This is a genomic window from Streptosporangium sp. H16 (assembly GCF_051918855.1).
Classification (GTDB): domain Bacteria; phylum Actinomycetota; class Actinomycetes; order Streptosporangiales; family Streptosporangiaceae; genus Streptosporangium.
The window spans coordinates 453,011-477,849 of record NZ_JBPXMD010000001.1 but is presented as its reverse complement, the minus strand read 5'-3'; the positions used below and the strand labels follow the sequence as shown (position 1 = coordinate 477,849).

The following is a 24,839-nucleotide window of genomic DNA, read 5'->3' as shown; positions in this document are numbered from 1 at the left end:
TGTTCCCGCCGTGTTCCCGCCGGACCGGCCCGGTCCGACCGGGCCGGCCATGACATCCACGAACCGGCCATGACATGCATGAACCGGTCCGGGAGTGCATCGACCAACCATGACACACCCGGACCGGCCATGACATGTCAGCCGGCAGCCGCTTGGACCGGTCGCCGTTCAAGACCGGCGACCGTCCAGGACCGGCGGCCGCTCAGACCAGTGGCCGCGCCGTCGGCGGGATCGCCACCGGCAGGGCCGTCTGGCCCGTGAGGTAGCGGTCGGCGGCCGAGGCGGCCGAGCGGCCCTCGGCGATCGCCCACACGATCAGCGACTGGCCGCGGCCCATGTCCCCGGCGACGAAGACGCCGTCGACCGAGGACATGTAGCCCTTGTCCCTGGCGACGTTGCCCCTGGCGTCGAAGAACTCGCCTCCGGCGACCTCGGCGAGCTCCTCCAGCAGGCCCTTCTTCTCCGGGCCCACGAAGCCCATCGACAGCGTGACCAGCTCGGCCGGGATCTCCCGCTCGGAGCCGGGCACCGGCTTGAACCCGGCCGCGGGACCCTCCACCTCGACCAGGCGCAGCGCCCGGACGTTGCCGTCGGCGTCGCCGACGAACTCGGTGGTGGAGACCGCGTAGACCCGGTCGCCGCCGCCCTCGGCCAGCTCCTCGTGGGCGCTCTCCATCTTGAACAGGATGGGGAACGTGGGCCACGGCTGGCTGCCGGGGCGGTCCGCCGGGGGCTGGGGCATGATCTCCAGCTGGGTGACCGAGGCGGCCCCCTGGCGGATCGCGGTGCCGATGCAGTCGGCGCCGGTGTCACCGCCGCCGATCACGACGACGTGCTTGCCCTCGGCGCTGATCGGCGAGACCGGGAAGTCGCCCTCCTGGACCTTGTTGGAGGGCGGCAGATACTCCATCGCCTGGTGGATGCCCTTCAGATCGCGCCCGGCGACGGGCAGGTCCCGCCACTGGGTCGCGCCGCCGGCCAGGACGATCGCGTCGAACTCCTCGCGCAGCCGCGCAGCCGTGATGTCCACGCCGACGTTGACGCCGGTACGGAACTCGGTGCCCTCGGCCCGCATCTGGTCGAGCCGGCGGTCGATGTGCCGCTTCTCCATCTTGAACTCGGGGATGCCGTAGCGGAGCAGGCCGCCGATCCGGTCGGCCCGCTCGAACACGACCACGTCGTGCCCGGCCCTGGTGAGCTGCTGCGCGGCGGCCAGGCCCGCCGGGCCCGAGCCGACGACCGCGACCCGCTTACCGGTCCTCGAGGCGGGGATCTGGGGGGTGACCCAGCCCTCGTCGAAGGCGCGGTCGATGATCTCGACCTCGACCCGCTTGATCGCGACCGGGTCGGAGTTGATGCCGAGCACGCACGCCGCCTCGCACGGAGCCGGGCACAGCCGGCCGGTGAACTCCGGGAAGTTGTTGGTGGCGTGCAGGCGCTCGATGGCCTCCTGCCAGTCGTCCCGGTAGACCAGGTCGTTCCACTCGGGAATCAGGTTGCCCAGCGGGCAGCCGTTGTGACAGAACGGGATGCCGCAGTCCATGCACCGCGCGGCCTGCTTGGTCAGCGCGGGCTTGGGGAAGTCCTCGTAGACCTCCCGCCAGTCGCGGATGCGCACGTCCACCGGGCGGCGCGCCGGCAGCTCGCGTCCGTGAGCGAGGAAACCCTTGGGGTCAGCCATCGGTCGTACCTCCCTTATCCGTGAAATCCGTAAAAAGCCTGGAGAGCCCGGGAACCCCGGAACCCCTGGAACAGCGGGGAAACATGGGCGACATGAACGGTCTTCGCCATCGGAACGGACATCGGCCTCACCCCTGGACCGCGGCGGTCATGACGGCCTCGTCGATGTCGCGGCCCTCCAGCCGGGCGGACTCGGCGGCCCGCAGGACCCGCTTGTAGTCCGTCGGCATGATCTTGCCGAACCGGGACGGGTCCCAGTCGGCGAGGACCGCCTTGGCCACCGTGGAGCCGGTCTCGGTCAGGTGGGCCTCGACGATCTCGCGCAGCGCATCGGACTCGGCCTCGTCCAGCTCCTCGATCTCGACCATCTCCCGGTTGACCCGCTCGGCGTCGAGGTCGAGCAGGTAGGCGACGCCGCCCGACATGCCCGCCGCGAAGTTGCGGCCGGTCGGGCCGAGCACGACCACCTTGCCGCCGGTCATGTACTCGCAGCCGTGGTCGCCGACGCCCTCGACCACCGCGGTGGCGCCGGAGTTGCGGACGCAGAACCGCTCTCCCACGACGCCGCGGATGAAGGCCTCGCCGGAGGTCGCGCCGTACAGGCCGACGTTCCCGGCGATGATGTGCCCGTCGAGCGGGGCCGCGTCGTGCGGCTGGACCGTGATCCGGCCGCCGGACAGGCCCTTGCCCACGTAGTCGTTGGCGTCGCCGGTCAGCCGCAGGGTGATCCCCCTGGGCAGGAAGGCGCCGAAGGAGTTGCCCGCGGAGCCGGTGAAGCGCACGTCGATGGTGTTGTCGGGCAGGCCCGCTCCGCCGTACCGCTTGGTCACCTCGTGGCCGAGCATGGTGCCGACCGTGCGGTTGACGTTGCGGATGGGCAGGTCGAGCGTGACCCTGGAACCGCCCTTGAGCGCGCCCTCGGCGAGCTGGATCAGCGTGTTGTCCAGCGCCCTGGCCAGCCCGTGGTCCTGCTCCACGGTACGGCGGAGCGAGGCGCCCTCGGGCAGCTCGGGCTGGTGCAGGATCGGCGCCAGGTCCAGGCCCGAGGCCTTCCAGTGGTTCTCGGCGGGGGTGGTGTCCAGCAGCTCGGCGTGGCCGACGGCCTCCTCGATGCTGCGGAAGCCCAGCGCGGCGAGATACTCGCGGATCTCCTCGGCGACGAACTCGAAGAAGTTGACCACGAACTCGGGCTTGCCGGTGAACCGCTTGCGCAGCTCCGGGTTCTGGGTGGCGACGCCGACCGGGCAGGTGTCCAGGTGGCAGACGCGCATCATCACGCAGCCGGAGACGACCAGCGGGGCCGTGGCGAAGCCGTACTCCTCGGCACCGAGCAGCGCGGCGATGACCACGTCGCGGCCGGTCTTGAGCTGGCCGTCCACCTGCACGACGATCCGGTCGCGCAGGCCGTTGAGCAGCAGCGTCTGCTGGGTCTCGGCCAGGCCGAGCTCCCAGGGGGAGCCCGCGTGCTTGAGCGAGGTCAGCGGGGACGCGCCGGTGCCGCCGTCGTGGCCGGAGATGAGCACGACGTCCGCGTGGGCCTTGGACACGCCCGCCGCGACCGTGCCGACCCCGACCTCGGCCACGAGCTTGACGTGCACCCGGGCGGCCGGGTTCGCGTTCTTCAGGTCGTGGATGAGCTGGGCGAGGTCCTCGATCGAGTAGATGTCGTGGTGCGGCGGCGGCGAGATGAGGCCGACGCCCGGGGTGGAGTGCCGGGTCTTGGCGATCCACGGGTAGACCTTGTGGCCGGGCAGCTGGCCGCCCTCGCCGGGCTTGGCGCCCTGGGCCATCTTGATCTGCACGTCGTCGGCGTTGACCAGATACTCCGAGGTCACGCCGAACCGGCCGGAGGCCACCTGCTTGATAGCCGAGCGGCGGGCCGGGTCGTGCAGCCGCTCGGGGTCCTCGCCGCCCTCACCGGTGTTGGACTTGCCGCCCAGCCGGTTCATCGCGATGGCGAGCGTCTCGTGCGCCTCCATCGAGATGGAGCCGTACGACATCGCGCCGGTCGAGAAGCGCTTGACGATCTCGCTGACCGGCTCGACCTCGTCGATCGGCACCGGCTCGCGGACGCCCTCCCGCAGCTTGAACAGGCCGCGCAGCGTCATCAGCTTCTCCGCCTGGGAGTCCACCAGGCCGGTGTACTCCTTGAAGATCTCGTAGCGGCGCGAGCGGGTGGCGTGCTGCAGCTTGAAGACGGTCTCGGGGTTGAACAGGTGCGGCTCGCCCTCGCGGCGCCACTGGTACTCGCCGCCGACCTCCAGGCGGCGGTGGGCGTTCTCGGCCCGGGGGTAGGCGCGCAGGTGACGCTGCGCCGCCTCCTCGGCCAGGACGTCGAAGCCGACGCCGCCCAGACGGGACGTGGTCCCGGTGAAGCAGGCGTCCACGACCTCCTGGCTCAGGCCGAGCGCCTCGAAGATCTGCGCCCCGGTGTAGGAGGCGACCGTGGACACCCCCATCTTGGACATGACCTTCAGCACGCCCTTGCCGTACGCCTTGATGAGGTTGCGCACGGCCTTGTGCCGGTCGACCTTCAGGACGCCGGAGTCGACCATGTCCTCGACGGTCTCGATGGCGAGGTACGGGTTGACCGCGCCCGCCCCGTAGCCGACCAGGAGCGCCATGTGGTGCGCCTCGCGCGCCTCGCCGGTCTCGACGACCAGACCGATCTTGGTGCGGGTCTTCTCGGCGATCAGGTGGTGGTGGACGGCACCGGTGAGCAGCAGCGAGGGGATCGGCGCCAGGGCGGCGGAGGAGCCGCGGTCGGACAGCACGATGATCCGCGCCCCGCCCTCGATCACCGAGGAGACCTCGGCGCGGATCTCCTCGATGCGGCGCAGCAGCGCCTCGCCGCCGCCCGCGACCTCGTACAGGCCGGAGACCACGTGCGGGTGGAAGCCCGGCAGCGCGCCCTCGTCGTTGATGTGGATGATCTTCGCGAGCTCGTCGTTGTCGAGCACCGGGTAGGGCAGCACGAGCTGGCGGCAGGAGGCCGGTCCCGGGTCGAGCAGGTTGCCCTCGGGGCCGATGGTGCTGGCCAGGGAGGTGACGAGCTCCTCGCGGATCGCGTCCAGCGGCGGGTTCGTGACCTGCGCGAACAGCTGGCTGAAGTAGTCGAACAACAGCCGGGGCTTCTCGCTGAGCACCGCGACCGGGGTGTCGGTGCCCATCGAGCCGATCGGCTCGATGCCCGCCCTGGCCATCGGCGCCAGGATGATCCGCAGCTCCTCCTCGGTGTAGCCGAAGGTCTGCTGCCGCTTGATCAGCGCCTCGTGCGAGGGGATCTCGTGCGAGCGTGCGGGCAGCTCCTCGAAGCGGACCAGCCCGGCGTGCAGCCAGTCCGCGTACGGCAGCTCGGCCGCCAGCTCCGCCTTGATCTCGTCATCTTCGATGATCTTGCCGAGTTCGGTGTCGATCAGGAACATCTTGCCGGGCTGCAGGCGGCCCTTGCGGACCACGTCCTCGGGGGCGATGTCCAGCACGCCCGCCTCGGAGGCCAGCACGACCAGGCCGTCCGCGGTCACCCAGAACCGGCCAGGGCGCAGGCCGTTGCGGTCGAGCACCGCGCCGACGAGGGTGCCGTCGGAGAAGGTGATCGAGGCCGGGCCGTCCCAGGCCTCCATCATCGTGGAGTGGAACTCGTAGAACGCCCGCCGCGCGGGGTCCATCTCGGTGTGGCTCTCCCACGCCTCGGGGATCATCATCAGCACCGCGTGCGGCAGGCTGCGTCCCGCGAGGTGGATGAGCTCCAGCGTCTCGTCGAAGGAGGCGGTGTCGGAACCGGCCGGGTCGCAGATCGGGAAGAGCCTCGACAGGTCGCCCGGCAGGTTCGCCGTCTTCAGCATCGCCTCACGGGCGCGCATCCAGTTGCGGTTGCCCTTGACCGTGTTGATCTCGCCGTTGTGGGCGACGTAGCGGTACGGGTGCGCCAGCGGCCACGAGGGGAAGGTGTTGGTGGAGAAACGCGAGTGGACCAGCGCGATCGCGGTCTCGTAGCGCTCGTCGCTCAGGTCGGGGAAGAACTGCTCGACCTGCAGCGGGGTGAGCATGCCCTTGTAGACGATGGTCCGGGAGCTCAGCGAGGGGAAGTAGACGTTCGCCTCGTGCTCGGCCCGCTTGCGCAGACAGAAGGCCAGCCGGTCCAGCTCCAGGCCGGTCTCGCCGTCCGGGGAGGCCACGAACAGCTGGCCGAAGAACGGCATCACCGCGCGGGCGCTCGGCCCGGGAAGGTCGGGGGTGGTCGGAACGCCGCGCCAGCCGAGGACCGTCAGGCCCTCCTCCGCGGCGATCTCCTCGATCAGCCGCACGGCGGTCTCGCGGGCCTGCGCCTCGACGGGCAGGAAGGCCATGCCGACGGCGTAGGAACCGGCCGCGGGCAGGGGGAAGTCCGCCACCACGCGGAAGAAGGTGTCGGGGATCTGCGTCAGGATCCCGGCCCCGTCGCCGGTGTCCGGTTCGCTACCCTGGGCTCCCCGATGGTCGAGATTGCACAGCGCGGTCAATGCCTTCGCGACGATGTCGTGGCTCCGGCGACCGGCGACGTCCGCGACCATGGCGACACCGCAGGCGTCGTGCTCGTGCGAGGGGTGGTACAGGCCCTGGGGCTCGGGAAAGCCGAGGTGGGCAGCAGGCATTGAATCCCTCCCGTCGTCTTGCTTCTTTCGAACAAGCAAGGGACGACGTTGGCCCTGCTGCGTGGTGGGTAGAGATTACCGTACCCTGCCGGATACCTACCTACCCGGTGAGATCGCGCCGAATTAGTGCCGGTTCGCCCGGTTCGTTTAACACATAACGGTGGCGCAACATTCCAGGTCCGGGCTCTATGGTGGCCCAATGGAACCGAGCGACCCCGCCGGCCCGGGTGGCCCCACCGATCTGACAGACATCAGCACTCCGGACATCCCGGGCGTGTCGAGGCGGTCCGGCGCACCGGGCTCCTCCGGCACCCCCGGCGCCCCCGGCGAAACCGGTGACCTGGCCGGGGCCGGGAGCGAGGCCGGAGCCGGGAGCGGGAGCGGGGTCGAGGCGCTCGTCGCGCGGGCGGGCGTCGACGGCAGGCGGCTGCGGAACGCGCTCGCCGCCCTGGGCGACGGCCGCTGGTGGACGCTCGCCGACCTGGTCAGGGAGACCGCGACGTCGCGGCGGACCGTCGAGGCGCTGCTGCGCGAGGTGGACGGGGAGCTGGAGCGGTCCGGCGACCGCTTCAGGCTCCCGGCCCCGCCGGCCTGGCTGGATCCCGCCCGGCCGGGTCCTGTCCCGGTGCACCGGGACCGACCGGGCCCGTCCCGGCGGGAGAGCGCCTTCCCGCCCGCCGGACCGGGAGGGAGCGCCCTGGGACCGGCGGATCCCGTGGCCCACCTGCTTCCCGGCCACGCGGACCTGGTCGCGCGCATGGACGAGCTGATCGCCAAGGCGCCCCGGGGCCGCCACACGCTGGACCACGTCGCCGCGACCGGCGAGACCGTGGTCAGGCGGGCGCTGCTGCTGGACGCCCGGTTCTGGCTGGACGGCGCCAGGCTGCTGTGCGTGGGCGACCACGACCTGACCTCGCTGGCCACCGCGATGCTGCACCCGGGCGTCGAGGTGACCGTCGTCGACGTCGACGAGCGCATCCTCGCCTACATCGCAGGCCAGGCCGACCGGCTCGGCCTGGCCGTGCGGACCCGGTGGGCCGACCTGCGCCTGGGACTGCCCGCCTCCGCGCAGTCCTGGGCCGATCTGGCGATCACCGACCCTCCCTACACCCCCGAGGGCGTCGGGCTGTTCGTCGCCCGCTGCGCGGAGGGGCTGCGCGACCGCGAGCAGGGCCGGATCATGCTGGCGTACGGCGCCAGCGAGCGCACCCCCGCGCTCGCCCTCAAGGTGCAGCAGGCCCTGTCGCAGCTCAACCTCGTCAACGAGGCGATCTATCCCGACTTCAACCGCTACCTCGGCGCCGAGGCCATCGGGTCGGCCGCCGACCTGTACGTCCTGCGTCCCACGACGAGAACCTGGCCCGCCGCGGCCGCCAGGACCGAGGCGTCCGGCACCGCCATCTACACGCAGGGCCCGCAGTCCGTGGAGTCGGCGCCCCCCTCCGCCGCCCCGGCCGCGGACTCCGGCGACGGGTTCGTCCCGGAGGTGCTGGTGGGCGAGTGGCCCCGTGACGTGCTGCCCAGGGCCCCCAGAGCGCGCCTGGCGACCTGGCTGGCCAAGCCCTACGCCAGCGACCCGGCCAGGGTGGCGATCGCCGTACCCGCCGGTCTGGAGGCCGCGCTGCCCCGCCTGCTGCTCGCCACCCGCGCCGCGGAGGTCCGGGTCACGCTGGCCACGGCCCCGAAGGACCTCCCCGCCGACCTGCTCGCCCCCGTCTACGAGCTCACCGCCGAGGGCGCGTCCGTGCGCGCCGTACGGGTGGCGCCACCCACCGGGAACGCAGGAAACACAGGGAACGCAGGGACCGGCGAGACCGGCGACGACGCGGCCAGGATCCTGCGCCGCGTCCTGGACAACGCGCACGGCAAGCTCGCCAACACCTGGCGCGAGGCCCTGATCAGGGTCAGGGGCGACCTGACGAAGAGACAGGCCAGGGCGGTCGTCACCGCCGCGGCCCCGTGGGCGGGCGACGTCACCGTCCTCGAACTGCCCGCCCACCGGCTGCTGGAGCTGCGGGCCGCGGTGGAGAGCTCCCTCAGGGCACCAGCCGACGCTGGATGACCAGGCCGAGGCCGTCCATCGCGACCTGCGGATAGGTGAGATCCACCTTGCTCCCCGGCACGACGGGGGCGACCCAGCTCACCGTGACGTAGTGCCCGAGGCCGCGGACCTGGGCCCAGCTGCGCGAGCCGTCGAAGCCGTCGGGGGTGTCGGGGGCGGGCCGGACGAAGCCGCCGGCCTTGAGCGCCGCCACGAGCCTGTCGGCGGCGGCGGAGTCGGCGAGATTGAAGATCAGGAACTGGCCGGAGACCGCTCCGTCCTCGGTCTCGTAACGAGCCCGCAGCACCTGCGTGCACCCGCCGAGCGCGTCCTCGGCGCTCCCCCAGACCGCTTCGGCGCAGTCGGCGAGGGCCTCGGTGCTCCTGAGCGCGAGCCTGGTCGTGCCCGCCGACACCGAGGGGCCGGGGAACATCTCGGCGACGGTGAGCGGCCGGGGATCGAGGGCACGGGTCGCTATGGGCGCGTAGTGGGCCGTACCGGACTCCGCGCGCAGGACCGCGGCGCGCGGGGCGGGCTCGTTGCCCAGCCACAGGAAGGCTCCCACCCCGGCGACCCCGGCCAGCACGACAATGATGATCCACTTGCGCATGGGGAAAAAGCTTACTTCGAGATCTCCCCGGTCCCCGAAGAACCGGGATTCCCGACCGGAATCGGCGGCTCACGGTCGGTGACCCCGCCCGGCGGGCTCCCCCGCGCCGCCGCCCGGCCTCCGGAGCGGCCTTCGGGGCGGCCGGACACCGCCGGCTCGGCTGGTTCGGCGGCACCCGGCCGGAAAATCCGGGGAACGACCCGGCGTACGGGAACTACTTGGCCGGAGCGGGCACCGGGGAGGCGGCGACGATGCGGCGGAAGATCGCCTTCTCCGTGGCGCGGACCGTCAGGGACAGCGAGACGAAGTCGTCCCTCGGGCCCGGCTCCGCTCCGTCGGCCCTGCCGATCCAGACCAGGCCCGCGTAGTGCCCCATGGCGTGACCGCTGGCCTCGGTGTGGCCACCGGCGGGGAAGGCGACCTTGAGCGTCTGGAGCGGCCGGACCCAGCCGCCCCGGTGCAGGGTGGTCAGCGTGTTCGCCAGCGCGTCGGCGGAGGCGGTGTCGCGCAGGTTGAACATGGTGTACTGGGCGACGTAACGGCCGTCGGCGCTGGCGTACAGGCCCCTCGCCACCTGGGTGCACCCTCCCTGGGTGAGCAGGTCGGCGAGCCCCTGGCCCCAGGTCGCCGCCACGCAGTCGGTCTCCAGCTTGGGGGCGCCCGCCAGTCTCAGCGTGGTCCTGCCCTCCTTGAGGGTCTTGGCGAAGAGGTCCTTGGCCGTCAGCGGCTTGGGGTCGGCCCTGCTCTCCGCGATCGGCGCGAACACCTTGGAGGAGGGCCATCCCCGGTAGACGTCCGGCCGGGGTTCGGTGCCGATGACCGAGGCGGTGGCCCGCTCGGGCTCGAAGTCGTTGCCGATCGCGGAGATCGCCAAGGTGAGGGCGAGCGCGGCGATCAGCACGCCCGCCAGCGACCCGAACACCAGCACCAGCCGCTGCTGGGTCCGGGTCAGCCCCCACTCCTCCAGCAGGGGGACGCTCCAGGTCTGCGCCTTGCCGGAGGTACGGCGACGCTTGCGCCCGGGGGTCGGGGTGGGGGTCGGAGGCGGAGGGGTCAAAGTGCGGTTCCTCCCAGGAAGGTGCCCAGGGCGAAGGTCAGGCCGGCGGCGACCGCGCCGACGACGAGCTGGCGCAGCCCGCTGTACCACCAGCTGCGGGCGGTGACCCGGGAGACCAGCGCGCCCGCGCCGAACAGCGCCAGGCAGGAGATCACCGCCGAGGCCACCAGGCTGGTGACACCGAGCAGGTACGGCACGAGGGGCAGGAGCGCGCCCACGGCGAACGACAGGAAGGAGGAGATCGCGGCGATCCTGGGCGAGGGCAGGTCACGGAGGGTGACGCCGAGCTCGGCCTCGGTGTGCACCTCCAGGGCCCTTTCCGGGTCCGTGGAGATCTGCCTGGCCACCTCGGCCGCCACCTCGGGATCGACACCCCGCTCCTCGTAGAGCTTGGCGAGCTCCTCCAGCTCGGCCTCGGGGTGGCGTTCGAGCTCGCGCCGCTCGACGGCGATCTCGGCCAGGGCGAGTTCCCGCTGGCTGGCCACCGAGACGTACTCGCCACCGGCCATGGAGAACGCGCCCGCGGCCAGTCCGGCGATGCCGGCCAGCAGGATGACCCTGGTGCCGGCGGCGCCGCCGGCGACACCGGCGATCAGGGCGAAGTTGGAGACGAGGCCGTCCATCGCGCCGAACACCGACGGCCGCAACCAGCCGCCGTTGACGTCGCGATGCCGGTGGTGCATCTCGGCGCGTCCCCCGAAGGCGTCCGGGCTCACTCCGGTCCTTCGGGAGACGGCCCCGGGGACTCAGCGCGCGGGGGAGGCGGAGGGCCGCCGGTCTCGGCCCCGGAGAGGGGATACGCCGGTGTGCCGGACGATCCGGCGGCGCGTCCGAGGCCCCGGGGCCTCGACCGTGGGGAGAACGTCAACGTCGTTCTTTCTCGCCTTCGGGAACACCCTTCGTCGCGGCCTCCCCGCGGAGATCGTCTCTCTCCGCGCCGGAAGCGGCCCCGCCCGGGGCGGTGCTGTCCGAGGCGGTGCTCTCCGGGGTGGCGCTCTCCGGGACGGTGCTGCCCGGGGCGGTGTCACCCGAGGCGGCACTCTCCGGGGTGATCTTGTCCGAGGCGGCGGCCGGAACCGCGCCGCCCGGCTCGTCGTCGACCGGGTCGCTCCCGTCCCGGCCGCTCTCCACCGGCTCGGCCTGGTCCGACGGGTGGGCGGGATCGACCGCGCCTCCGGCCGGGCCCGGGTCTCCGGTCGCAAGCGTCCCCGAGGCGGGCCGCGCCCCGGTGTCCTGCCCGCTCTCGCCGTCGTTCTCGGCCGGGTCGGCCTGGTCGGACGGGTGGGCCGGGTCGACGGGACCCCCCGTACCGTCTCCCACGTCCGACGCGGCCAGGGCTCCGGTCGGTGCGGCTGCGTTTCCGTCCTCGTCCTCGCCCTTCGCCGGATCCGCGCTCTCGTCCTCACCGGGAACGACGGCCCCGCCCTCGAGGCCGGCGGGATCGGTCACCGGGATGACCCGCTCCTCGGCGGTCTTGTTCCTGGCGTACCAGAAGTAGGCCATCGCCCCGACGAACACGATGATCGAGGTCCACTGGTTGAGCCGCAGGCCGAGGATGTGGTGGGCGGTGTCGACCCGCAGGCCCTCGATCCAGAAGCGGCCCACGGTGTAACCGGCGACGTAGAGCGCGAACAGGCGGCCGTGCCGGAGCACGAACTTGCGGCCGAGCCAGATGAGGACCAGCGCCAGGCCCAGGTCCCAGATCGACTCGTACAGGAACGCGGGGTGGTAGGTGTCCTCACCGGGCACCGTGCCGGGCCGGTCGGGGTCGATCTCCAGGCCCCACGGCAGGTCGGTGGGGCTGCCGAACAGCTCCTGGTTGAAGTAGTTGCCCCAGCGGCCGATGGCCTGGGCCACCACGATCCCGGGGGCCACGGTGTCGGCCACCGCGGTCAGGGAGATGCCCCGGCCGCGGCAGCCCAGCCAGACGCCCACGCCGCCGAGCGCGACGGCGCCCCAGATGCCCAGGCCGCCGTTCCAGATGAACAGCGCCTCGATCGGCTCGTTGGGCGCGTCCGGCCCGAAGTAGAGCTGCCAGTCGGTGATGACGTGATAGAGGCGACCACCGACCAGGCCGAACGGCACGGCCCAGACGGCGAGATCCACGATCGTGCCGGGAACGCCGCCGCGGGCGCGCCAGCGGCGCTCGCCGATGACGACCGCGACGACGACGCCGAGCACGATGCACAGTGCGTAGGCCCGGATGGGGACCACGCCGAAAAGGTGCCAGACCCCCTGGGAGGGGCTGGGAATCGAGGCGAGGGGCATGTCAGGTGACGTTACCGTGTCGCGCGCTACTTGGCGGCATCAAGAACGGCCTGGCGTAGGTCGGCCGGCTTGAAAGCCACCGCGGTGTCCACCTCGGTGCCGTTGAGCTTCAGCGTCGGGGTGCCCGTGAGCTTCTGGCTCTTCAGAACCTCGGCGCTGTAGGCGAGGTGCGCGGACGCCTTCTCCTGGCTGGTCACGCACTTCTCGAAGCCGGCGTCGGTCACCCCGGCGTCCTTGCCCCAGGCGATCAGGTCGGGGATCGTGAAGCCTTCCACGCTCTCCGACGGCTGCTCCTCGAACAACCTGTCGTGGAACCTGCTCCAGGGCGCGCCTCCGGCGATGCAGCGGGAAGCGGCCCCTGCGCGAAGGGAGTTGCCCCGGGTGATGCCCTTGTTGGTCTGCTCCGAGAAGATCGTGATCGGGTGGTAGACCACCTTGGCCTTACCCTCGGCCGCCAGGTTCTTGATCGTGGCGCCGCTGGTCCTCTCCAGCGCCTCGCAGGCGGGGCATTGGAAGTCCTCGAAGACGTCCAGGACCGGCTTCTCCACGCCCGCCTTGGCCATGACCACCGAGCCGTCCGCGGCGACGGTGACCGGCGCGAGCGCGGCGCCGACCTGCTCGGACCTGCTGCTCTGGGCGGCGAACCACCAGCCTGCCCCGACGGCGGCGATCGCGACGACGGCGGCCGTTCCGATGGTCGCCATACGCTTGCGCCTCTCCTTCACCATCTGCTCTTCGCGCTGTGCCTTGATCCGATCACGCGCCGACTGCTCCCGCGCGGCCTTGCCCATCAGACGGTCTCCTTTTCCTGGGGCTCCTCTTCGTCGTCGCCGCCAGGGTCGTCGTACGGCTCCCGCCCCGGGGTGAGTCCCAGGGCGGAGTCCAGCGCGAAGCGGCCCGGAGGAAACCAGGCGACGAGCACGCCGAGCCCGAAGAGACCGAAGTCACGCAGGATGTCGATGAGGTAGTCGGGCTCCACCCCGGCCGCCAGCTGACCGCCGCCGCCGAAGCAGCCGCAGTCGATGCGCAGCCCGCGCGCCCACGCCGAGGCGATCCCGATGACGAACGCCAGCATGAGCAGTGCCGAGATGACACCCGCCGCCCGGGTGAGCAGCCCGACGACCAGCAACACCCCCACGACGATCTCCAGGATCGGCAGGCCGTAGCCGACCACCGTGGCGAGCGATTCAGGGAGCAGTTCATATGCCTCGACCGCCTGAACCGAGAGCACCGGGGTGCCGATCTTGCCCCAACCCGCGACGATCAGCACGCCCGCCAGCACCAGCCGTGAGACGGTCGTTACCCAGGGTAGCGCCGAAATCACGATACGCGACCTATTGGGCGCGGGGTTATCAGAGGTCACGAGCACCATTCTCCTATTCCAGGCCCCGGGCACGGACGTCTCCGGCGAACGCAAGGTATCCGAAGGAAACCTCATCACGGGCTGGATAAGCGTTGAATAAGCCTGCCTGACAGGCAAAAGACCGGAGTGCGGCCCCGTCGCGAGGGAGCCGCGCCCCGGTGGGTCCTCAGCCTCGGACGCCCGCCGCCAGCTCGGCGCCCAGCTCGCGGACCGCCGCCAGGCCCGAGGCCTCGTCGGGAGCGTCCAGGACGCGGCGGATGAACGCCGACCCCACGATGACGCCGTCGGCGTAGCCTGCGACCTCGGCGGCCTGCCGCCCGGTGCCGACGCCCAGGCCGACGCACACCGGCAGGGAGGTGTGCGGGCGGGTGCGCTCGACCAGGCCCTGCGCGGCCTCGCCGACCGATTCGCGGGCGCCGGTGACGCCCATCAGCGACGCCGCGTAGACGAAGCCGGTGCAGCTGTCGACGACGGCCTTGATGCGGGCCTCGGTGGAGCTCGGCGCGACCAGGAAGACGGTGTCGATCCCGGCCGCGGCGCTGGCCTCGCGCCAGGGGCCGGCCTCCTCGGGGGTCAGGTCGGGCGTGATGGTGCCCACCCCGCCCGCGTTCGCCAGGTCCCGGGCGAAGCGGTCGGCGCCGTAGCGGTCGATCGGGTTCCAGTACGTCATGACCAGGGTGGCGGCACCGGTGGCGGCCACGCCCTCGACCGTGCGCAGCACGTCGGCGATGCGGGTGCCGTTGGTCAGCGCCCGGTGGACGGCGTCCTGGATCGTCGGACCGTCCATGAGGGGGTCCGAGTAGGGCAGGCCGATCTCGATCACGTCGCAGCCCGCCTCCACCATGGCGGTGGCGACGGCGATCGCACCGTCCTTGCTGGGGAACCCGGCGGGCAGGTATCCGATGAGGGCGGCGCGGTCGTCCGCCTTAGCCTTGGCGAACACCGTCTGGAGAGTCGTCATCGTTACTTCCGTTGCGGTTCGTCCCCTCCGGGCCGCCGGAGGGGAAGCAAGTCGGTCGTCAGAGGGTCAGAGGTTGAAGTACTTCATCGCGGTGCTCATGTCCTTGTCGCCCCGGCCCGAGAGGTTGACCAGGATCGTCGCCTCGGGACCCATCTCGCGACCGAGCTTGAGGGCTCCGGCGAGCGCGTGCGAGGACTCGATCGCGGGGATGATGCCCTCGGTGCGGGCGAGCAGCGCGAAGGCGTCCATCGCCTCGGCGTCGGTGATGCCGTGGTAGGTGGCGCGGCCGCTGTCCTTGAGCCAGGCGTGCTCGGGGCCGACGCCGGGGTAGTCGAGCCCGGCCGAGATCGAGTGCGACTCGATCGTCTGGCCCTCGTCGTCCTGCAGCACGTAGGTGCGCGAGCCGTGCAGCACGCCGATGGAGCCCGCGGTGAGGGTGAGGGCGTGCTCGCCGCTCTCCAGGCCCCGCCCGCCCGCCTCGTAGCCGTGCAGCCGGACGTCCGGGTCGTCGAGGAAGGCGTGGAAGATGCCGATGGCGTTCGATCCCCCGCCGACGGCGGCGGCGACCGCGTCGGGCAGCCCGCCGGTAAGCTCCAGCATCTGGCGGCGGGCCTCGACGCCGATGATCCGGGCGAAGTCGCGGACGATCTCCGGGAACGGGTGCGGGCCCGCGATGGTGCCGAAGAGATAGTGGGTACGGTCGACGTTGGCGACCCAGTCGCGGAACGCCTCGTTGATGGCGTCCTTGAGGGTCTGGCTGCCGTTGGTGACCGGGACGACGGTGGCGCCGAGCAGCTTCATGCGGGCGACGTTGAGCGCCTGGCGCTCGCAGTCGACGGCCCCCATGTAGATGACGCACTCCAGGCCCATCAGGGCGGCGGCGGTCGCGGTGGCGACGCCGTGCTGGCCGGCACCGGTCTCGGCGATCACCCGCGTCTTGCCCAGGCGCTTGGTCAGCAGGGCCTGGCCGAGCACATTGTTGATCTTGTGGGCGCCGGTGTGGGTCAGGTCCTCGCGCTTGAGGATGATCCGGGCGCCGCCCGCCTGCTCGGCGAAGCGGGGGACGTCGGTCAGCGTGGTCGGCCGCCCGGCGTAGGTGCGCAGCAGGTGGTCGAACTCCCGGATGAACGCCTCGTCGTTCTTCGCCTTGTCGTACTCCGCCGCGACCTCGTCCAGCGCCGGGATGAGTGCCTCGGGCACGTAGCGCCCGCCGAAGACGCCGAACTTGCCGTGGATGTCGGGGTCGTCGCCGTGCGCGGCGTTGCCCGCGAGGTCGGCGGTGGTGATGACGGTTCCGTCGTGCGTTGTCACTGCTTACTGCCCCTCGGGTCGGGATGCGGGGTGGGCACCGGCGGTGACCAGGTCGACCACGGCGGCCCGCGGGTCCTTGCCGGTCACCAGGCTCTCGCCGACCAGGACGGCGTCGGCTCCCGCCCTGGCGTAGGCGAGCAGGTCGTGGGGGCCGCGCACGCCCGACTCGGCGATCTTGATGACGCCGTCGGGGATCTTGGGAGCCAGCTTGGCGAACACCTCGCGGTCGACCTCGAGGGTCTTGAGGTTCCGCGCGTTGACACCGATGATCTTCGCTCCGGCGGCGAGCGCCCGGTCGAGCTCCTCCTCGGTGTGCACCTCGACCAGCGGGGTGAGCCCGATCGACTCGGCCCGCTCGATCAGCGAGACCAGCGCGTTCTGGTCGAGCGCCGCGACGATCAGCAGCGCCAGGTCGGCGCCGTAGGCACGGGCCTCCCAGAGCTGGTACGAGGTGACGATGAAGTCCTTGCGCAGCACCGGGATGTCGACGACGGCGCGCACGGCGGCCAGGTCGTCGAGGCTGCCGCCGAAGCGACGCCGCTCGGTGAGCACGCTGATGACGTGGGCGCCGCCCGACTCGTAGTCACCCGCCAGCGCGGCGGGGTCGGCGATCGCGGCCAGGGCGCCCTTGGACGGGCTGGAGCGCTTGACCTCGGCGATGACCGCCACCTGGTCGCCGCCCAGCGCCGCGTACGCGTCACGGGGGGCCGGTGCCCGCCCGGCCCGCTCCTTGAGCTCGGCCAGCGTCACCTTCTCCTGCCGCTCGGCCAGATCGGCGCGGACTCCTTCGAGGATCTCCTCGAGCACGCTCACTTGCCCTCCTCGCGAAGCTCCGGGGCCAGGTTCGCGAACGCTGCCGTATCCGTGGTTCGCTCGCTCCGCTCGCTCACGAGTAAGGCCCCTCCCGAATCGACTGCCCTTGTTCCGCCGATGCTATCGGCCCTGCCGGGGTCGCTCCGCCACGGGGTGAGACCTATCGGTGACTATGGGGCCAGGAATTCCCCAAAAGGAAGATTTCGCACTATCCAAAACACGACCAGCAAAGCGAGCAATGACCACACGTACGCCGGGCGAATGGATTTCCCGGCGGGCACACCGCCCGACCAGGCACGCAGCGTCCAACGGCCCCAGAGAACGACCAGCACCGGGATCATGAGCGCGACGAACGGATTGAGCCCCAGAGCCGCCACGGGATCCCCGTGGACGAGCGCGTACACCGTTCGCAGGCCGCCGCAACCGGGGCAGTAGAGGCCGGTGAGCATGAGGAAAGGGCAGGTCGGGTAGTGGCCCGGCTCGCCGGGATTCACCGCCCCCACGAACGCCACCGCCGCGCCCGCCGCCAGCGCGACGCCGAGCGGCGCCAGCACGGCCGCCGCACGCGCCCCGCGCGGACCCTCGGTCTTCCCCATCACCACGCCGTCACCGTGCCGTCGCTGTGCCGTCGCTGTGCCCTCACCATGCCATCAACCGGCCCGTCAGCACCCTTCACCGGTGGCCATCTCTCACCGGCCCTCACCGGTCACCCTACCCACGCCGCCACCGCGCCGCCGGGCGCGAACCCCCGCGGGAACCGGGACCGGTCGCGTGCCCCTGCGGGAGCGGCCGGTCGCGAACCGGCGCCGGACGCCCGGCCCCCGCGTCAGTAGCCCCCACCGCTGCCGATGAGGGCGCCGGCCCCGATCAGCCAGAACAGCAACACCACGCCCAGCCAGCACAGGATGCCGAAATAGGACAGGACCAGGCCCGCGACGGCCATGCCCCGGCCCTCCTCGCCCGTCCGGTTGATCTGTCCCAGCGAGATGTGGCCGAGCACCGCACCCACGATCGAGGGGAGCCCGCAGCTGAACAACCCCACGATGCCCATGATCAGCGCGGCGATGGCCATGCCGTTGTTGCCTTTGGGCGGCTTGCCGTACCCCCCGTAGGGGTCGTAGCCGCCGGGCTGGCCGTAACCGCCACCGGGCTGGCCGTACCCGCCGTGCCCTCCGGTGCCGTAACCGCCGGACGAGTCGTAGCCACCCGGGGGGCCGTAACCGCCGCCCCCTGGGGTCTGGCCATAGCCATCCGAGTGATTGCCATAGCTCATGAATGACCCCCAATTATCCGAGTTGCGGGCGAAATCCTAGCGAAAATGCTCCCGGAAGGAGAGGATCCGTTCGCGCTTGTGAGCGCGTTGTGAGCAAGTCGTGGCCGAAAGCGCAGGACGGGGATCAGCGCTCGCCGGGGTCGGCGCTCGCGGGGGTCCGCCGGGAGCTGGACTCGATCTGGTCGGTGCCGACCGCCGGGGTCAGCGCTCGCGGGGGTCCGGGTCGGCCGTGGGGTCGGTGCCCTCGTCGAGGGCGTCCCACAGCGCCCGCTCGCCGAGGGCCCTCTCGGCGGGAGCGGGACGGTTCGCGGTACCCCCGGGACCGGGCCCCTGCCGGTCGTAGCGGCCGGACATGCCCGGCCAGCGCCCGCCGCGCAGGATCACCGCCACTCCTCCGGCCAGCAGCAGGAGCCCCCCGGCGGAGGCAAGGATCGGCCAGACGACGGCCGGCGCGACCTGTGGGACGGTGCCGGCGGACATCGGCGCCTGCTCGGCGGAGATCCGCAGCGCGGCGCTCGCGCCGCTCCCCCACCAGGAACCGGCGATCATCCCGGCCCCGCCGAGCGCCATCACCGCTCCGACGATCCCGCGCCACACGCCTCCCGTGGCGAGGACCGCGACCACCGCGGCGAGCCCCGCCCAGGCGGCGGGGCCGAGCGCGGGCACCAGTTCGGCGGCGGAGACCGCCACCTCGCGGGTGTCGTACGTCACGGTGAACCAGTCGCGCCCGGCGGCGAGGAGCACGAGCGCGGCGCCCGCCACGCACGCCGCCAGCCAGATCCACAGCTCCCGCCTGCCCGTCACGCCCGGGTCACCGTCAGCTCGCCGGCGTCGAAGCAGGTCCGGTCGCCGGTGTGGCAGGCGGCGCCCACCTGGTCGACCCTGAGCAGGATGGTGTCGCCGTCGCAGTCGAGCGCGGCGGACTTGACGTGCTGGACGTGGCCGGAGGTGTCGCCCTTCACCCAGTAGGCCCCGCGGCTGCGCGACCAGTAGGTGGCCCTTCCCGTGGTGAGCGTGCGGTGCAGCGCCTCGTCGTCCATCCAGGCGAGCATGAGCACCTCGCCGGTGTCGTACTGCTGGACGACGGCGGGAACCAGCCCGTCGGCGGTGCGCTTCAGCCGGGCCGCGATGGCGAGGTCAAGGGACATGCGGCAATTGTGCCGCAACCGGGAGGAGGGGTCGCGTCCGGCCTGGTCTCGTAGCCGGTCTTCGCCTCAGTGGCTGCGGTCGTCGTCGAGCACGTCGGCGGCGTGGACGACGATCTTGGGGTCGGGGACGCCGACGACCTCGTGGTCCTTGTTCTCGTACTCGAACAGGCTCAGGACGTGCCGCATGGCCTCGATCCGGGCCCGCTTCTTGTCATTGCTCTTGATCACCGTCCACGGGGCCTCCTCCGTGTCGGTGTTGACGAACATGTCCTCCTTGGCGGCGGTGTAGTCCTCCCACTTGTCGAGCGACTCCAGGTCCATCGGCGACAGCTTCCACTGCCGCACCGGGTCGACCTGGCGGATCACGAACCGGGTGCGCTGCTCGGACCGCGAGACCGAGAACCAGAACTTCACCAGGTGGATGCCGTCGCGGACGAGCATGCGCTCGAACTCGGGGGCCTGCTCCAGGAACTCCAGGTACTCCTCGGGGGTGCAGAAGCGCATCACCCGCTCGACCCCGGCGCGGTTGTACCAGGAGCGGTCGAAGAAGACCATCTCGCCGGCGGCGGGCAGGTGGGAGATGTAGCGCTGGAAGTACCACTGGGTGCTCTCGCGCTCGCTCGGCTTCTCCAGCGCCACCACGTTCGCGCCCCGGGGGTTGAGGTGCTCCATGAACCGCTTGATCGTGCCGCCCTTGCCCGCGGCGTCGCGCCCCTCGAAGAGGACGACCATGCGTCCCCCGGTGTCCTTGATCCAGTACTGGAGCTTGAGCAGCTCGATCTGGAGCAGCCGCTTGATCCGGTCGTACTCCGCCCGCCCCATCCGCTCGCCGTAGGGGTACTTCTCCCGCCAGGTGTCGACCGGGCTGCCGTCCTTGCGGAGCAGGACGGGATCGTCGTCGTCATCGTCGTTGACCCGCAGGTCGGTCAGCTCGTCGAGCAGATCGCTGCGGTCTATCGCCGCGTGAACGTCCACCACGGGGAACTGGCCTTCCGACCGCTCCCCGCCAACCAACTCTGCCATCGGTCCCTTCCCTCGGGCGGGCGTGGGGCCCGCCTCCGCACTGCCCCTACCACCCTCTGAACAGGCTAATCCTTCCCGGGCATCCCTTTCTTCGCGGGTGGTCCGTCCCCTCTTCGCCTGGCGGTCCGTCCCGGCCGAGGGCGCGGCCGATCCGCTAGGAGCGGGCGGCCGAGACCCAGGAGGCGTGCAGGTCCGCGTAGACGCCGGGCCGGCGCACCAGCTCGGCGTGCGGGCCGCGCTGCACGATCCGGCCCCTGTCGAAGACGAACACCTCGTCCGCCGCCTCGGCGGTGGAGAGCCGGTGGGCGATGGAGACGGCGGTGCGGCCCCGCGTGACGCCCTCCAGGGCGCGGGCCAGCCGCACCTCCGTCGCCGGGTCCACCGCGGAGGTGGCCTCGTCCAGCAGCAGCAGGTCGGGGTCGGCCAGGTAGGCGCGGGCGAGCGCGACGAGCTGGCGCTCGCCCGCCGACAGCGACTCGCCGCGCTGGCCGACCCTGGTCGACAGGTCGGCGGGCAGTCCCTCCAGCCAGTCGGTGAGCCCCAGCTCGGTCATGGCGAGCCGGATCTCCGCCTCGGTCGCCGAGGGGCGGCCGAAGGCGATGTTCTCCGCCAGGGTGCCGTCGAACAGGAAGCCGTCCTGCGGCACCATGACGATGCGGCTGCGCAGCGAGGAGAACCGGACGGTCCGCAGGTCGTGGCCGTCGACCGTGATCCGCCCCGAGACCGGGTCCATCAGGCGGGTGAGCAGCTTGGCGAAGGTCGTCTTGCCGGAACCGGTCTCCCCCACCACGGCGATCCGCGAGCGCGGCGGGATGTCCGCCGAGACCCCGTGCAGCACCGGGACCCCTCCGGGGTAGGAGAACTCCACGTCCTCGAAGGAGACCGAGATGGGACCGCGCGGCAGCTCGACGCCCTCCGGGCCCGGGTCGGCGACGTCGGCGGGGGTGTCGAGCACGCCGAGGATGCGCCGCCACCCGGCGACGGCGTTCTGCGCCTCGTTGAGCACCTCGGTGGCGATCTGCATCGGCGAGACGAACAGCGTGATGAGGAACAGGAAGGCGACCAGGCGCCCCTCGGTGATGTCCTGCGCCAGCCCGAGCCGCACCCCGACCAGCACCACGGCCGCCAGGGTGACGGCGGCGACGATCTCGGTCAGCGGGAACACGGTCGCGACGATCCGCTGGGTGCGGGCCTGCGCCGCCATGTTGGCGTCGATCGCGACGTCGAGCCGCTCGGCCGTACGGGCCTCGGAGCCGTGGGCCCTGATCACGGCCGCGCCCACGACCGACTCGCTGACGGCGGAGAGCATGTCGCCGGTGCGCTCGCGGACCCGCGTGTAGGCGCCGGACAGCCATCGCTGGAAGCGCGGCAGGACGACCATGAGCGGCAGGAAGCACAGCCACACCAGCAGGGCGAGCTGCCAGGAGTAGACGAACATCAGCCCGGTGGCGACCAGGAGCTGGCCCAGGGCGATGATGATCATCAGCCCGCCCCACTGCATGAACACGCTGATCTGGTCGACGTCGCCGGTGACCCGGGAGACGAGGGCGCCGCGCCGCTCGGAGTTCTGGGTGAGCACCGACAGGTCGTGCACGTGCCGGAAGCCGCGCACCCTGAGCGTGGCGAGCGAGGACTCGGTGGCCCGGTAGAGGCGGACGTTCATCAGGTACGCGCACAGCGCGGTGAACACCACGGCGGCGGCGCACAGCAGCACGGCGGTGCGGACGTAGGCCACGTCCGGGGCCCCCTTCGCGAGCCCCGTGTCGATGGTCTGCTGGACGGCGATCGGCACGATGATCTTGCCGACCGTGGCCACCACGGCCAGCGCGAGCGTACCGGCCAGCCCCTTGCGGAACTCCGGCGTGAGCGACAGGCCGTGCCTGACGGTGGCCAGCCCGGAGCGCTCGACTCCCTGGAACGAGCTCACCGGCACCGTCCTCCCAGCCCCAGCCCCAGCCTCGGCCCCAGCGGACCGCGGCCCCGCTCGCCCCGCGTCGTCCCGGCGGGGTGCTCACCCGGCCGGTGGTGCTTCCTCACGCGCTGACCTCTTCCTCTTGCTCGGCGTCGAGCGCCTCGCGCTCGGCGCCCTGGCGTTCGTAAGCGGTGACCAGGTTGCGGTAGCCCTCGCAGCGGGCGAGCAGCTCCGCGTGGCCGCCCCGGTCGACGACCCGGCCGTGGTCGAGGTAGACGACCTCGTCGGCCAGGGCGATGGTGGCCATCCGGTAGGCGATGACGACCACGGTGGAGACCTGGGCCGCGTCCCGCAGCCCGTACAGGATCCTCGCCTCGACCTGCGGGTCGACGCTGGAGGTGGCGTCGTCCAGGACGAGCAGCCGCGGGCGGCGCACCAGCGCGCGGGCCAGGGCGATCCGCTGGCGCTGGCCGCCCGACAGGGTGGTGCCGCGCTCGCCGACCCGGGTGTCCAGCCCCGAGGGCAGGGCGCTGACGAACCCCTCGGCCTGCGCCAGGCGCAGCGCCGCCCAGACGTCCTCGTCCGCGATCGGCCGGCCGAGGGTGACGTTGCCGCGTACGGTGTCGTCGAACAGGAACGTCTGCTGCGGCACCAGCGCCACCGCGTCGCTGACCCCGTTCCTGGCGACGTCGCGCAGGTCCGTGCCGTCCACCAGCACGACGCCCTCCGCCGGGTCGACCAGGCGGACGAGGGCCTGGGCGAGCGTCGACTTGCCGGAGCCGGTGGGTCCGACCAGGGCGACGGTACGGCCGGGCCCGACCTCCAGGCTCACCTCGCGCAGGACGGGGAACTCACCGTCGCCGTAGGCGTAGCCGAGGTCGCGGACCTCCAGCCTGGCGGGTTCGCCGCCGGGCAGCTCGACGGCGCCGTGCTCCATGGAGCCGGTGGCCTCGAGCACGGCCTGGATCCGCTCGTAGCCGACGACGGACCTGGGCAGCTCGGCGAGCACCCAGCCGAGCGCGCGGATCGGGAAGGCCAGCAGGGTGAACAGGTAGGCGACCTGGACGAGCACGCCCGAGCCGATCGCGCCGCTCTCCAGCCGCATCACGCCGATCAGCAGCACGGCGAGCACGCCCAGGGTGGGCAGCGCCTCCAGCATCGGGTCGAACAGCCCGCGGACCCGGCCCACGGCGATGTTGGCGTCGCGCAGCTCGCCCGCCTTGGCCTGGAACCTGGCGGTCTCCTCGTCCTCGCGGCCGAGGGTCTTGACGACCAGGGCGCCGTCGAAGCTCTCGTGGGCGATCTCGCTGACCTCGGCGCGCAACTGCTGGGCGCGGGTGGCCAGCGGGTTGAGCCTGCGCTGGTAGACCAGGTTGAGCACGGCGATCGCGGGAAAGACCAGGAAACCGACGAGAGCGAGGATCGGATCGGTGATCACCATCGCGACGGCGGCGGTCACCAGCATCACGACCACGCCGACGGCCATCGGCAGCGGGGCGAGCGGCGCCCAGGCGGCCTCCACGTCGGACCCGGCGTTGGACAGCAGTTGCCCGGTCGGGTGCCTGTGATGCCAGGCCAGGGGAAGCCTCAGATACTGGCGGGTGACGTCGCGGCGGGAGCGGGCCTGCATCCGATACTGCATGACCCCGGCGAAATACCGCCGCCCGGCCACGCCCAGCGCCTTGAGCAGGGAGACCCCGAGGATGAGGAGCGCGCCGAGGGTTAGGGTGCCCGTCGTGATCCGCCCGTCCCTGAAGGCCGGGAGCACGACGTGGTCGGTGGCCCAGCCCAGTGCCCACGCCGCGGCGACGGTCATCACGCCGTACAGGGCGCTGGACAGCACCGCGGCGGAGAAGATCGCCTTCTCCGCCCGGATGGCCACCCCGAGGACCCCGAGTCCCCTGCGCATGACTGCGGTGGTCATCTTGCTCGCCACGCGGGGGGTGTCCTTTCGACGGGGAACGTTGTTACCTAAGTCCCTATCACTGTGGATCATCGGGTTATTCCCGAACCACCTTCGGTAGTGTCACGCTCACCCCTCCGGTTGCTCACACAACGGCTTGTTAGGACCTGAAATGAACTACGCCCGCGCCGAACGATCCGCGCTCAGCGACCTGTTCGCCCAGCTCGGCCCGGATGCCCCCACGCTCTGCGAGGGCTGGACCACCTTCGACCTCGCCGCCCACCTCGTCGTCCGCGAGAGCCGCCCCGACGCCGCCGGAGGCATCCTCCTCAAGCCGCTGGCCGGGTACACCGCCAAGGTGCAGGAGTCCACGAAGACCAGGAAGGGGTACGCGGGCCTCGTCGAACTCGTGCGTTCCGGGCCTTCCGGGGTCTACCGCCTGCCCGGCCTGGACGAGGCGGTCAACACGACGGAGCTCTTCATCCACCACGAGGACGTGCGGCGGGCGCAGCGGGTCTGGGAGCCGCGGGAGCTGCCCGCCGAGCTGGAGCAGAGGTTCTGGAAGCAGGTCCACCGCGGCGCCCGGCTGTTCCTGCGCCGCTCTCCCGTCCGGGTGGTCCTGCACCACATCGGCGGGGGCGTCGCCATCGGCGGCCCCAAGGAGGGGCCTCAGGTCGAGGTGACGGGCACGGCCGGGGAACTGCTGCTGTTCTGCTTCGGCCGCCAGTCCCACGCCAAGGTCGACGTGAGCGGCGACGAGGAGACCGTGGCTCAGCTGATGGACGCCCCCCTGGGCGTCTGAGCGGAACCGCTCCCCGGGGAGCGGGAAGAGGTCGTGTGCG

At 71.8% G+C, this 24,839-nt stretch carries 20 protein-coding genes; 2 read left to right on the top strand and 18 right to left on the bottom strand.

What is annotated here, in order from left to right; genetic code table 11:
- Nucleotides 1-202: 202 nt before the first annotated feature.
- Nucleotides 203-1,681, bottom strand: coding sequence for a glutamate synthase subunit beta (locus ACTOQ2_RS02105; protein WP_440097891.1), 1,479 nt, complete (start codon nucleotides 1,679-1,681; stop codon nucleotides 203-205).
- Between the two features lie 127 nt (nucleotides 1,682-1,808).
- Nucleotides 1,809-6,314 (bottom strand): glutamate synthase large subunit, encoded by a 4,506-nt coding sequence (gene gltB / locus ACTOQ2_RS02100; RefSeq protein ID WP_440097890.1) that lies wholly within the window; start codon nucleotides 6,312-6,314, stop codon nucleotides 1,809-1,811.
- A 199-nt stretch (nucleotides 6,315-6,513) separates the two neighbouring features.
- Here gltB and ACTOQ2_RS02095 point away from each other — a divergent pair, with 199 nt between their 5' ends.
- Nucleotides 6,514-8,376 carry a bis-aminopropyl spermidine synthase family protein gene (locus ACTOQ2_RS02095; protein WP_440097888.1) on the top strand — a complete coding sequence of 621 codons (1,863 nt, stop codon included), beginning with the start codon at nucleotides 6,514-6,516 and terminating at the stop codon, nucleotides 8,374-8,376.
- Here ACTOQ2_RS02095 and ACTOQ2_RS02090 read toward each other — a convergent pair.
- The 16 genes from ACTOQ2_RS02090 to ACTOQ2_RS02015 all read right to left on the bottom strand — a co-directional run bounded on the left by ACTOQ2_RS02090 (nucleotide 8,351) and on the right by ACTOQ2_RS02015 (nucleotide 24,018).
- On the bottom strand, nucleotides 8,351-8,965 hold the full coding sequence (locus tag ACTOQ2_RS02090; protein ID WP_440064987.1) for a hypothetical protein: 615 nt from the start codon (nucleotides 8,963-8,965) through the stop codon (nucleotides 8,351-8,353). The genes ACTOQ2_RS02095 and ACTOQ2_RS02090 overlap by 26 nt on opposite strands.
- 214 nt (nucleotides 8,966-9,179) lie before the next feature.
- Complete coding sequence (locus ACTOQ2_RS02085) at nucleotides 9,180-10,022, bottom strand: hypothetical protein (RefSeq protein ID WP_440097887.1); 843 nt, start codon at nucleotides 10,020-10,022, stop codon at nucleotides 9,180-9,182.
- On the bottom strand, nucleotides 10,019-10,738 hold the full coding sequence (locus ACTOQ2_RS02080; RefSeq protein WP_440097886.1) for a VIT1/CCC1 transporter family protein: 720 nt from the start codon (nucleotides 10,736-10,738) through the stop codon (nucleotides 10,019-10,021). Before ACTOQ2_RS02080 ends, ACTOQ2_RS02085 begins: the two co-directional genes overlap by 4 nt.
- A 148-nt stretch (nucleotides 10,739-10,886) precedes the next feature.
- The gene (gene lgt, locus ACTOQ2_RS02075; RefSeq protein WP_440097885.1) at nucleotides 10,887-12,290 is read right to left on the bottom strand and encodes a prolipoprotein diacylglyceryl transferase; all 1,404 of its coding nucleotides are present in this window, start codon (nucleotides 12,288-12,290) and stop codon (nucleotides 10,887-10,889) included.
- Nucleotides 12,291-12,316: 26 nt separating this feature from the next.
- Nucleotides 12,317-13,081 carry a DsbA family protein gene (locus ACTOQ2_RS02070; protein WP_440097884.1) on the bottom strand — a complete coding sequence of 255 codons (765 nt, stop codon included), beginning with the start codon at nucleotides 13,079-13,081 and terminating at the stop codon, nucleotides 12,317-12,319.
- Entirely contained in the window at nucleotides 13,081-13,614 is a 534-nt protein-coding gene (locus tag ACTOQ2_RS02065; protein ID WP_440097882.1) for a MauE/DoxX family redox-associated membrane protein, read from the bottom strand. The genes ACTOQ2_RS02070 and ACTOQ2_RS02065 overlap by 1 nt, the downstream gene beginning before the upstream one ends.
- 205 nt (nucleotides 13,615-13,819) lie before the next feature.
- Complete coding sequence (gene trpA, locus ACTOQ2_RS02060) at nucleotides 13,820-14,614, bottom strand: tryptophan synthase subunit alpha (RefSeq protein ID WP_440082036.1); 795 nt, start codon at nucleotides 14,612-14,614, stop codon at nucleotides 13,820-13,822.
- A gap of 66 nt (nucleotides 14,615-14,680) precedes the next feature.
- On the bottom strand, nucleotides 14,681-15,901 hold the full coding sequence (gene trpB / locus ACTOQ2_RS02055) for a tryptophan synthase subunit beta (protein WP_440098080.1): 1,221 nt from the start codon (nucleotides 15,899-15,901) through the stop codon (nucleotides 14,681-14,683).
- A 27-nt stretch (nucleotides 15,902-15,928) separates the two neighbouring features.
- Nucleotides 15,929-16,738, bottom strand: coding sequence for an indole-3-glycerol phosphate synthase TrpC (gene trpC / locus ACTOQ2_RS02050; protein ID WP_362842743.1), 810 nt, complete (start codon nucleotides 16,736-16,738; stop codon nucleotides 15,929-15,931).
- Between the two features lie 170 nt (nucleotides 16,739-16,908).
- A complete protein-coding gene (locus ACTOQ2_RS02045; protein WP_440098079.1) occupies nucleotides 16,909-17,334 on the bottom strand; it encodes a DUF2752 domain-containing protein in 426 nt (141 codons plus the stop codon).
- Between the two features lie 230 nt (nucleotides 17,335-17,564).
- Nucleotides 17,565-18,011: a DUF4190 domain-containing protein gene (locus ACTOQ2_RS02040; protein WP_440064999.1), complete on the bottom strand. Its 447-nt coding sequence runs from the start codon at nucleotides 18,009-18,011 to the stop codon at nucleotides 17,565-17,567.
- A gap of 201 nt (nucleotides 18,012-18,212) precedes the next feature.
- Nucleotides 18,213-18,815, bottom strand: a complete 603-nt coding sequence (locus tag ACTOQ2_RS02035; RefSeq protein ID WP_440097881.1) for a Trp biosynthesis-associated membrane protein — start codon at nucleotides 18,813-18,815, stop codon at nucleotides 18,213-18,215.
- Entirely contained in the window at nucleotides 18,812-19,159 is a 348-nt protein-coding gene (hisI, locus tag ACTOQ2_RS02030) for a phosphoribosyl-AMP cyclohydrolase (protein ID WP_440065001.1), read from the bottom strand. Before hisI ends, ACTOQ2_RS02035 begins: the two co-directional genes overlap by 4 nt.
- A gap of 66 nt (nucleotides 19,160-19,225) precedes the next feature.
- Nucleotides 19,226-20,182, bottom strand: coding sequence for a polyphosphate kinase 2 (gene ppk2, locus ACTOQ2_RS02025; RefSeq protein ID WP_440097880.1), 957 nt, complete (start codon nucleotides 20,180-20,182; stop codon nucleotides 19,226-19,228).
- 154 nt (nucleotides 20,183-20,336) lie between these two features.
- Nucleotides 20,337-22,109: an ABC transporter ATP-binding protein gene (locus ACTOQ2_RS02020; protein WP_440097879.1), complete on the bottom strand. Its 1,773-nt coding sequence runs from the start codon at nucleotides 22,107-22,109 to the stop codon at nucleotides 20,337-20,339.
- Between the two features lie 106 nt (nucleotides 22,110-22,215).
- The gene (locus ACTOQ2_RS02015) at nucleotides 22,216-24,018 is read right to left on the bottom strand and encodes an ABC transporter ATP-binding protein (protein ID WP_440098078.1); all 1,803 of its coding nucleotides are present in this window, start codon (nucleotides 24,016-24,018) and stop codon (nucleotides 22,216-22,218) included.
- 151 nt (nucleotides 24,019-24,169) lie between these two features.
- On the opposite strand from ACTOQ2_RS02015, the gene ACTOQ2_RS02010 reads away from it, so the two are divergent.
- Nucleotides 24,170-24,799, top strand: a complete 630-nt coding sequence (locus ACTOQ2_RS02010; protein WP_440097878.1) for a TIGR03085 family metal-binding protein — start codon at nucleotides 24,170-24,172, stop codon at nucleotides 24,797-24,799.
- Nucleotides 24,800-24,839: the final 40 nt, after the last annotated feature.

What these genes read in the sequence shown, in the direction of transcription:
- ppk2 (WP_440097880.1), bottom strand. Translation starts at nt 20,182, where the DNA reads ATGGCAGAGTTGGTTGGCGGGGAGCGGTCGGAAGGCCAGTTCCCCGTG.
- ACTOQ2_RS02095 (WP_440097888.1), top strand. Translation starts at nt 6,514, where the DNA reads ATGGAACCGAGCGACCCCGCCGGCCCGGGTGGCCCCACCGATCTGACA.
- hisI (WP_440065001.1), bottom strand. Translation starts at nt 19,159, where the DNA reads ATGTCCCTTGACCTCGCCATCGCGGCCCGGCTGAAGCGCACCGCCGAC.
- ACTOQ2_RS02015 (WP_440098078.1), bottom strand. Translation starts at nt 24,018, where the DNA reads ATGACCACCGCAGTCATGCGCAGGGGACTCGGGGTCCTCGGGGTGGCC.
- ACTOQ2_RS02105 (WP_440097891.1), bottom strand. Translation starts at nt 1,681, where the DNA reads ATGGCTGACCCCAAGGGTTTCCTCGCTCACGGACGCGAGCTGCCGGCG.
- ACTOQ2_RS02090 (WP_440064987.1), bottom strand. Translation starts at nt 8,965, where the DNA reads ATGCGCAAGTGGATCATCATTGTCGTGCTGGCCGGGGTCGCCGGGGTG.
- ACTOQ2_RS02040 (WP_440064999.1), bottom strand. Translation starts at nt 18,011, where the DNA reads ATGAGCTATGGCAATCACTCGGATGGCTATGGCCAGACCCCAGGGGGC.
- ACTOQ2_RS02045 (WP_440098079.1), bottom strand. Translation starts at nt 17,334, where the DNA reads ATGGGGAAGACCGAGGGTCCGCGCGGGGCGCGTGCGGCGGCCGTGCTG.
- gltB (WP_440097890.1), bottom strand. Translation starts at nt 6,314, where the DNA reads ATGCCTGCTGCCCACCTCGGCTTTCCCGAGCCCCAGGGCCTGTACCAC.
- ACTOQ2_RS02070 (WP_440097884.1), bottom strand. Translation starts at nt 13,081, where the DNA reads ATGGGCAAGGCCGCGCGGGAGCAGTCGGCGCGTGATCGGATCAAGGCA.
- trpA (WP_440082036.1), bottom strand. Translation starts at nt 14,614, where the DNA reads ATGACGACTCTCCAGACGGTGTTCGCCAAGGCTAAGGCGGACGACCGC.
- lgt (WP_440097885.1), bottom strand. Translation starts at nt 12,290, where the DNA reads ATGCCCCTCGCCTCGATTCCCAGCCCCTCCCAGGGGGTCTGGCACCTT.
- ACTOQ2_RS02010 (WP_440097878.1), top strand. Translation starts at nt 24,170, where the DNA reads ATGAACTACGCCCGCGCCGAACGATCCGCGCTCAGCGACCTGTTCGCC.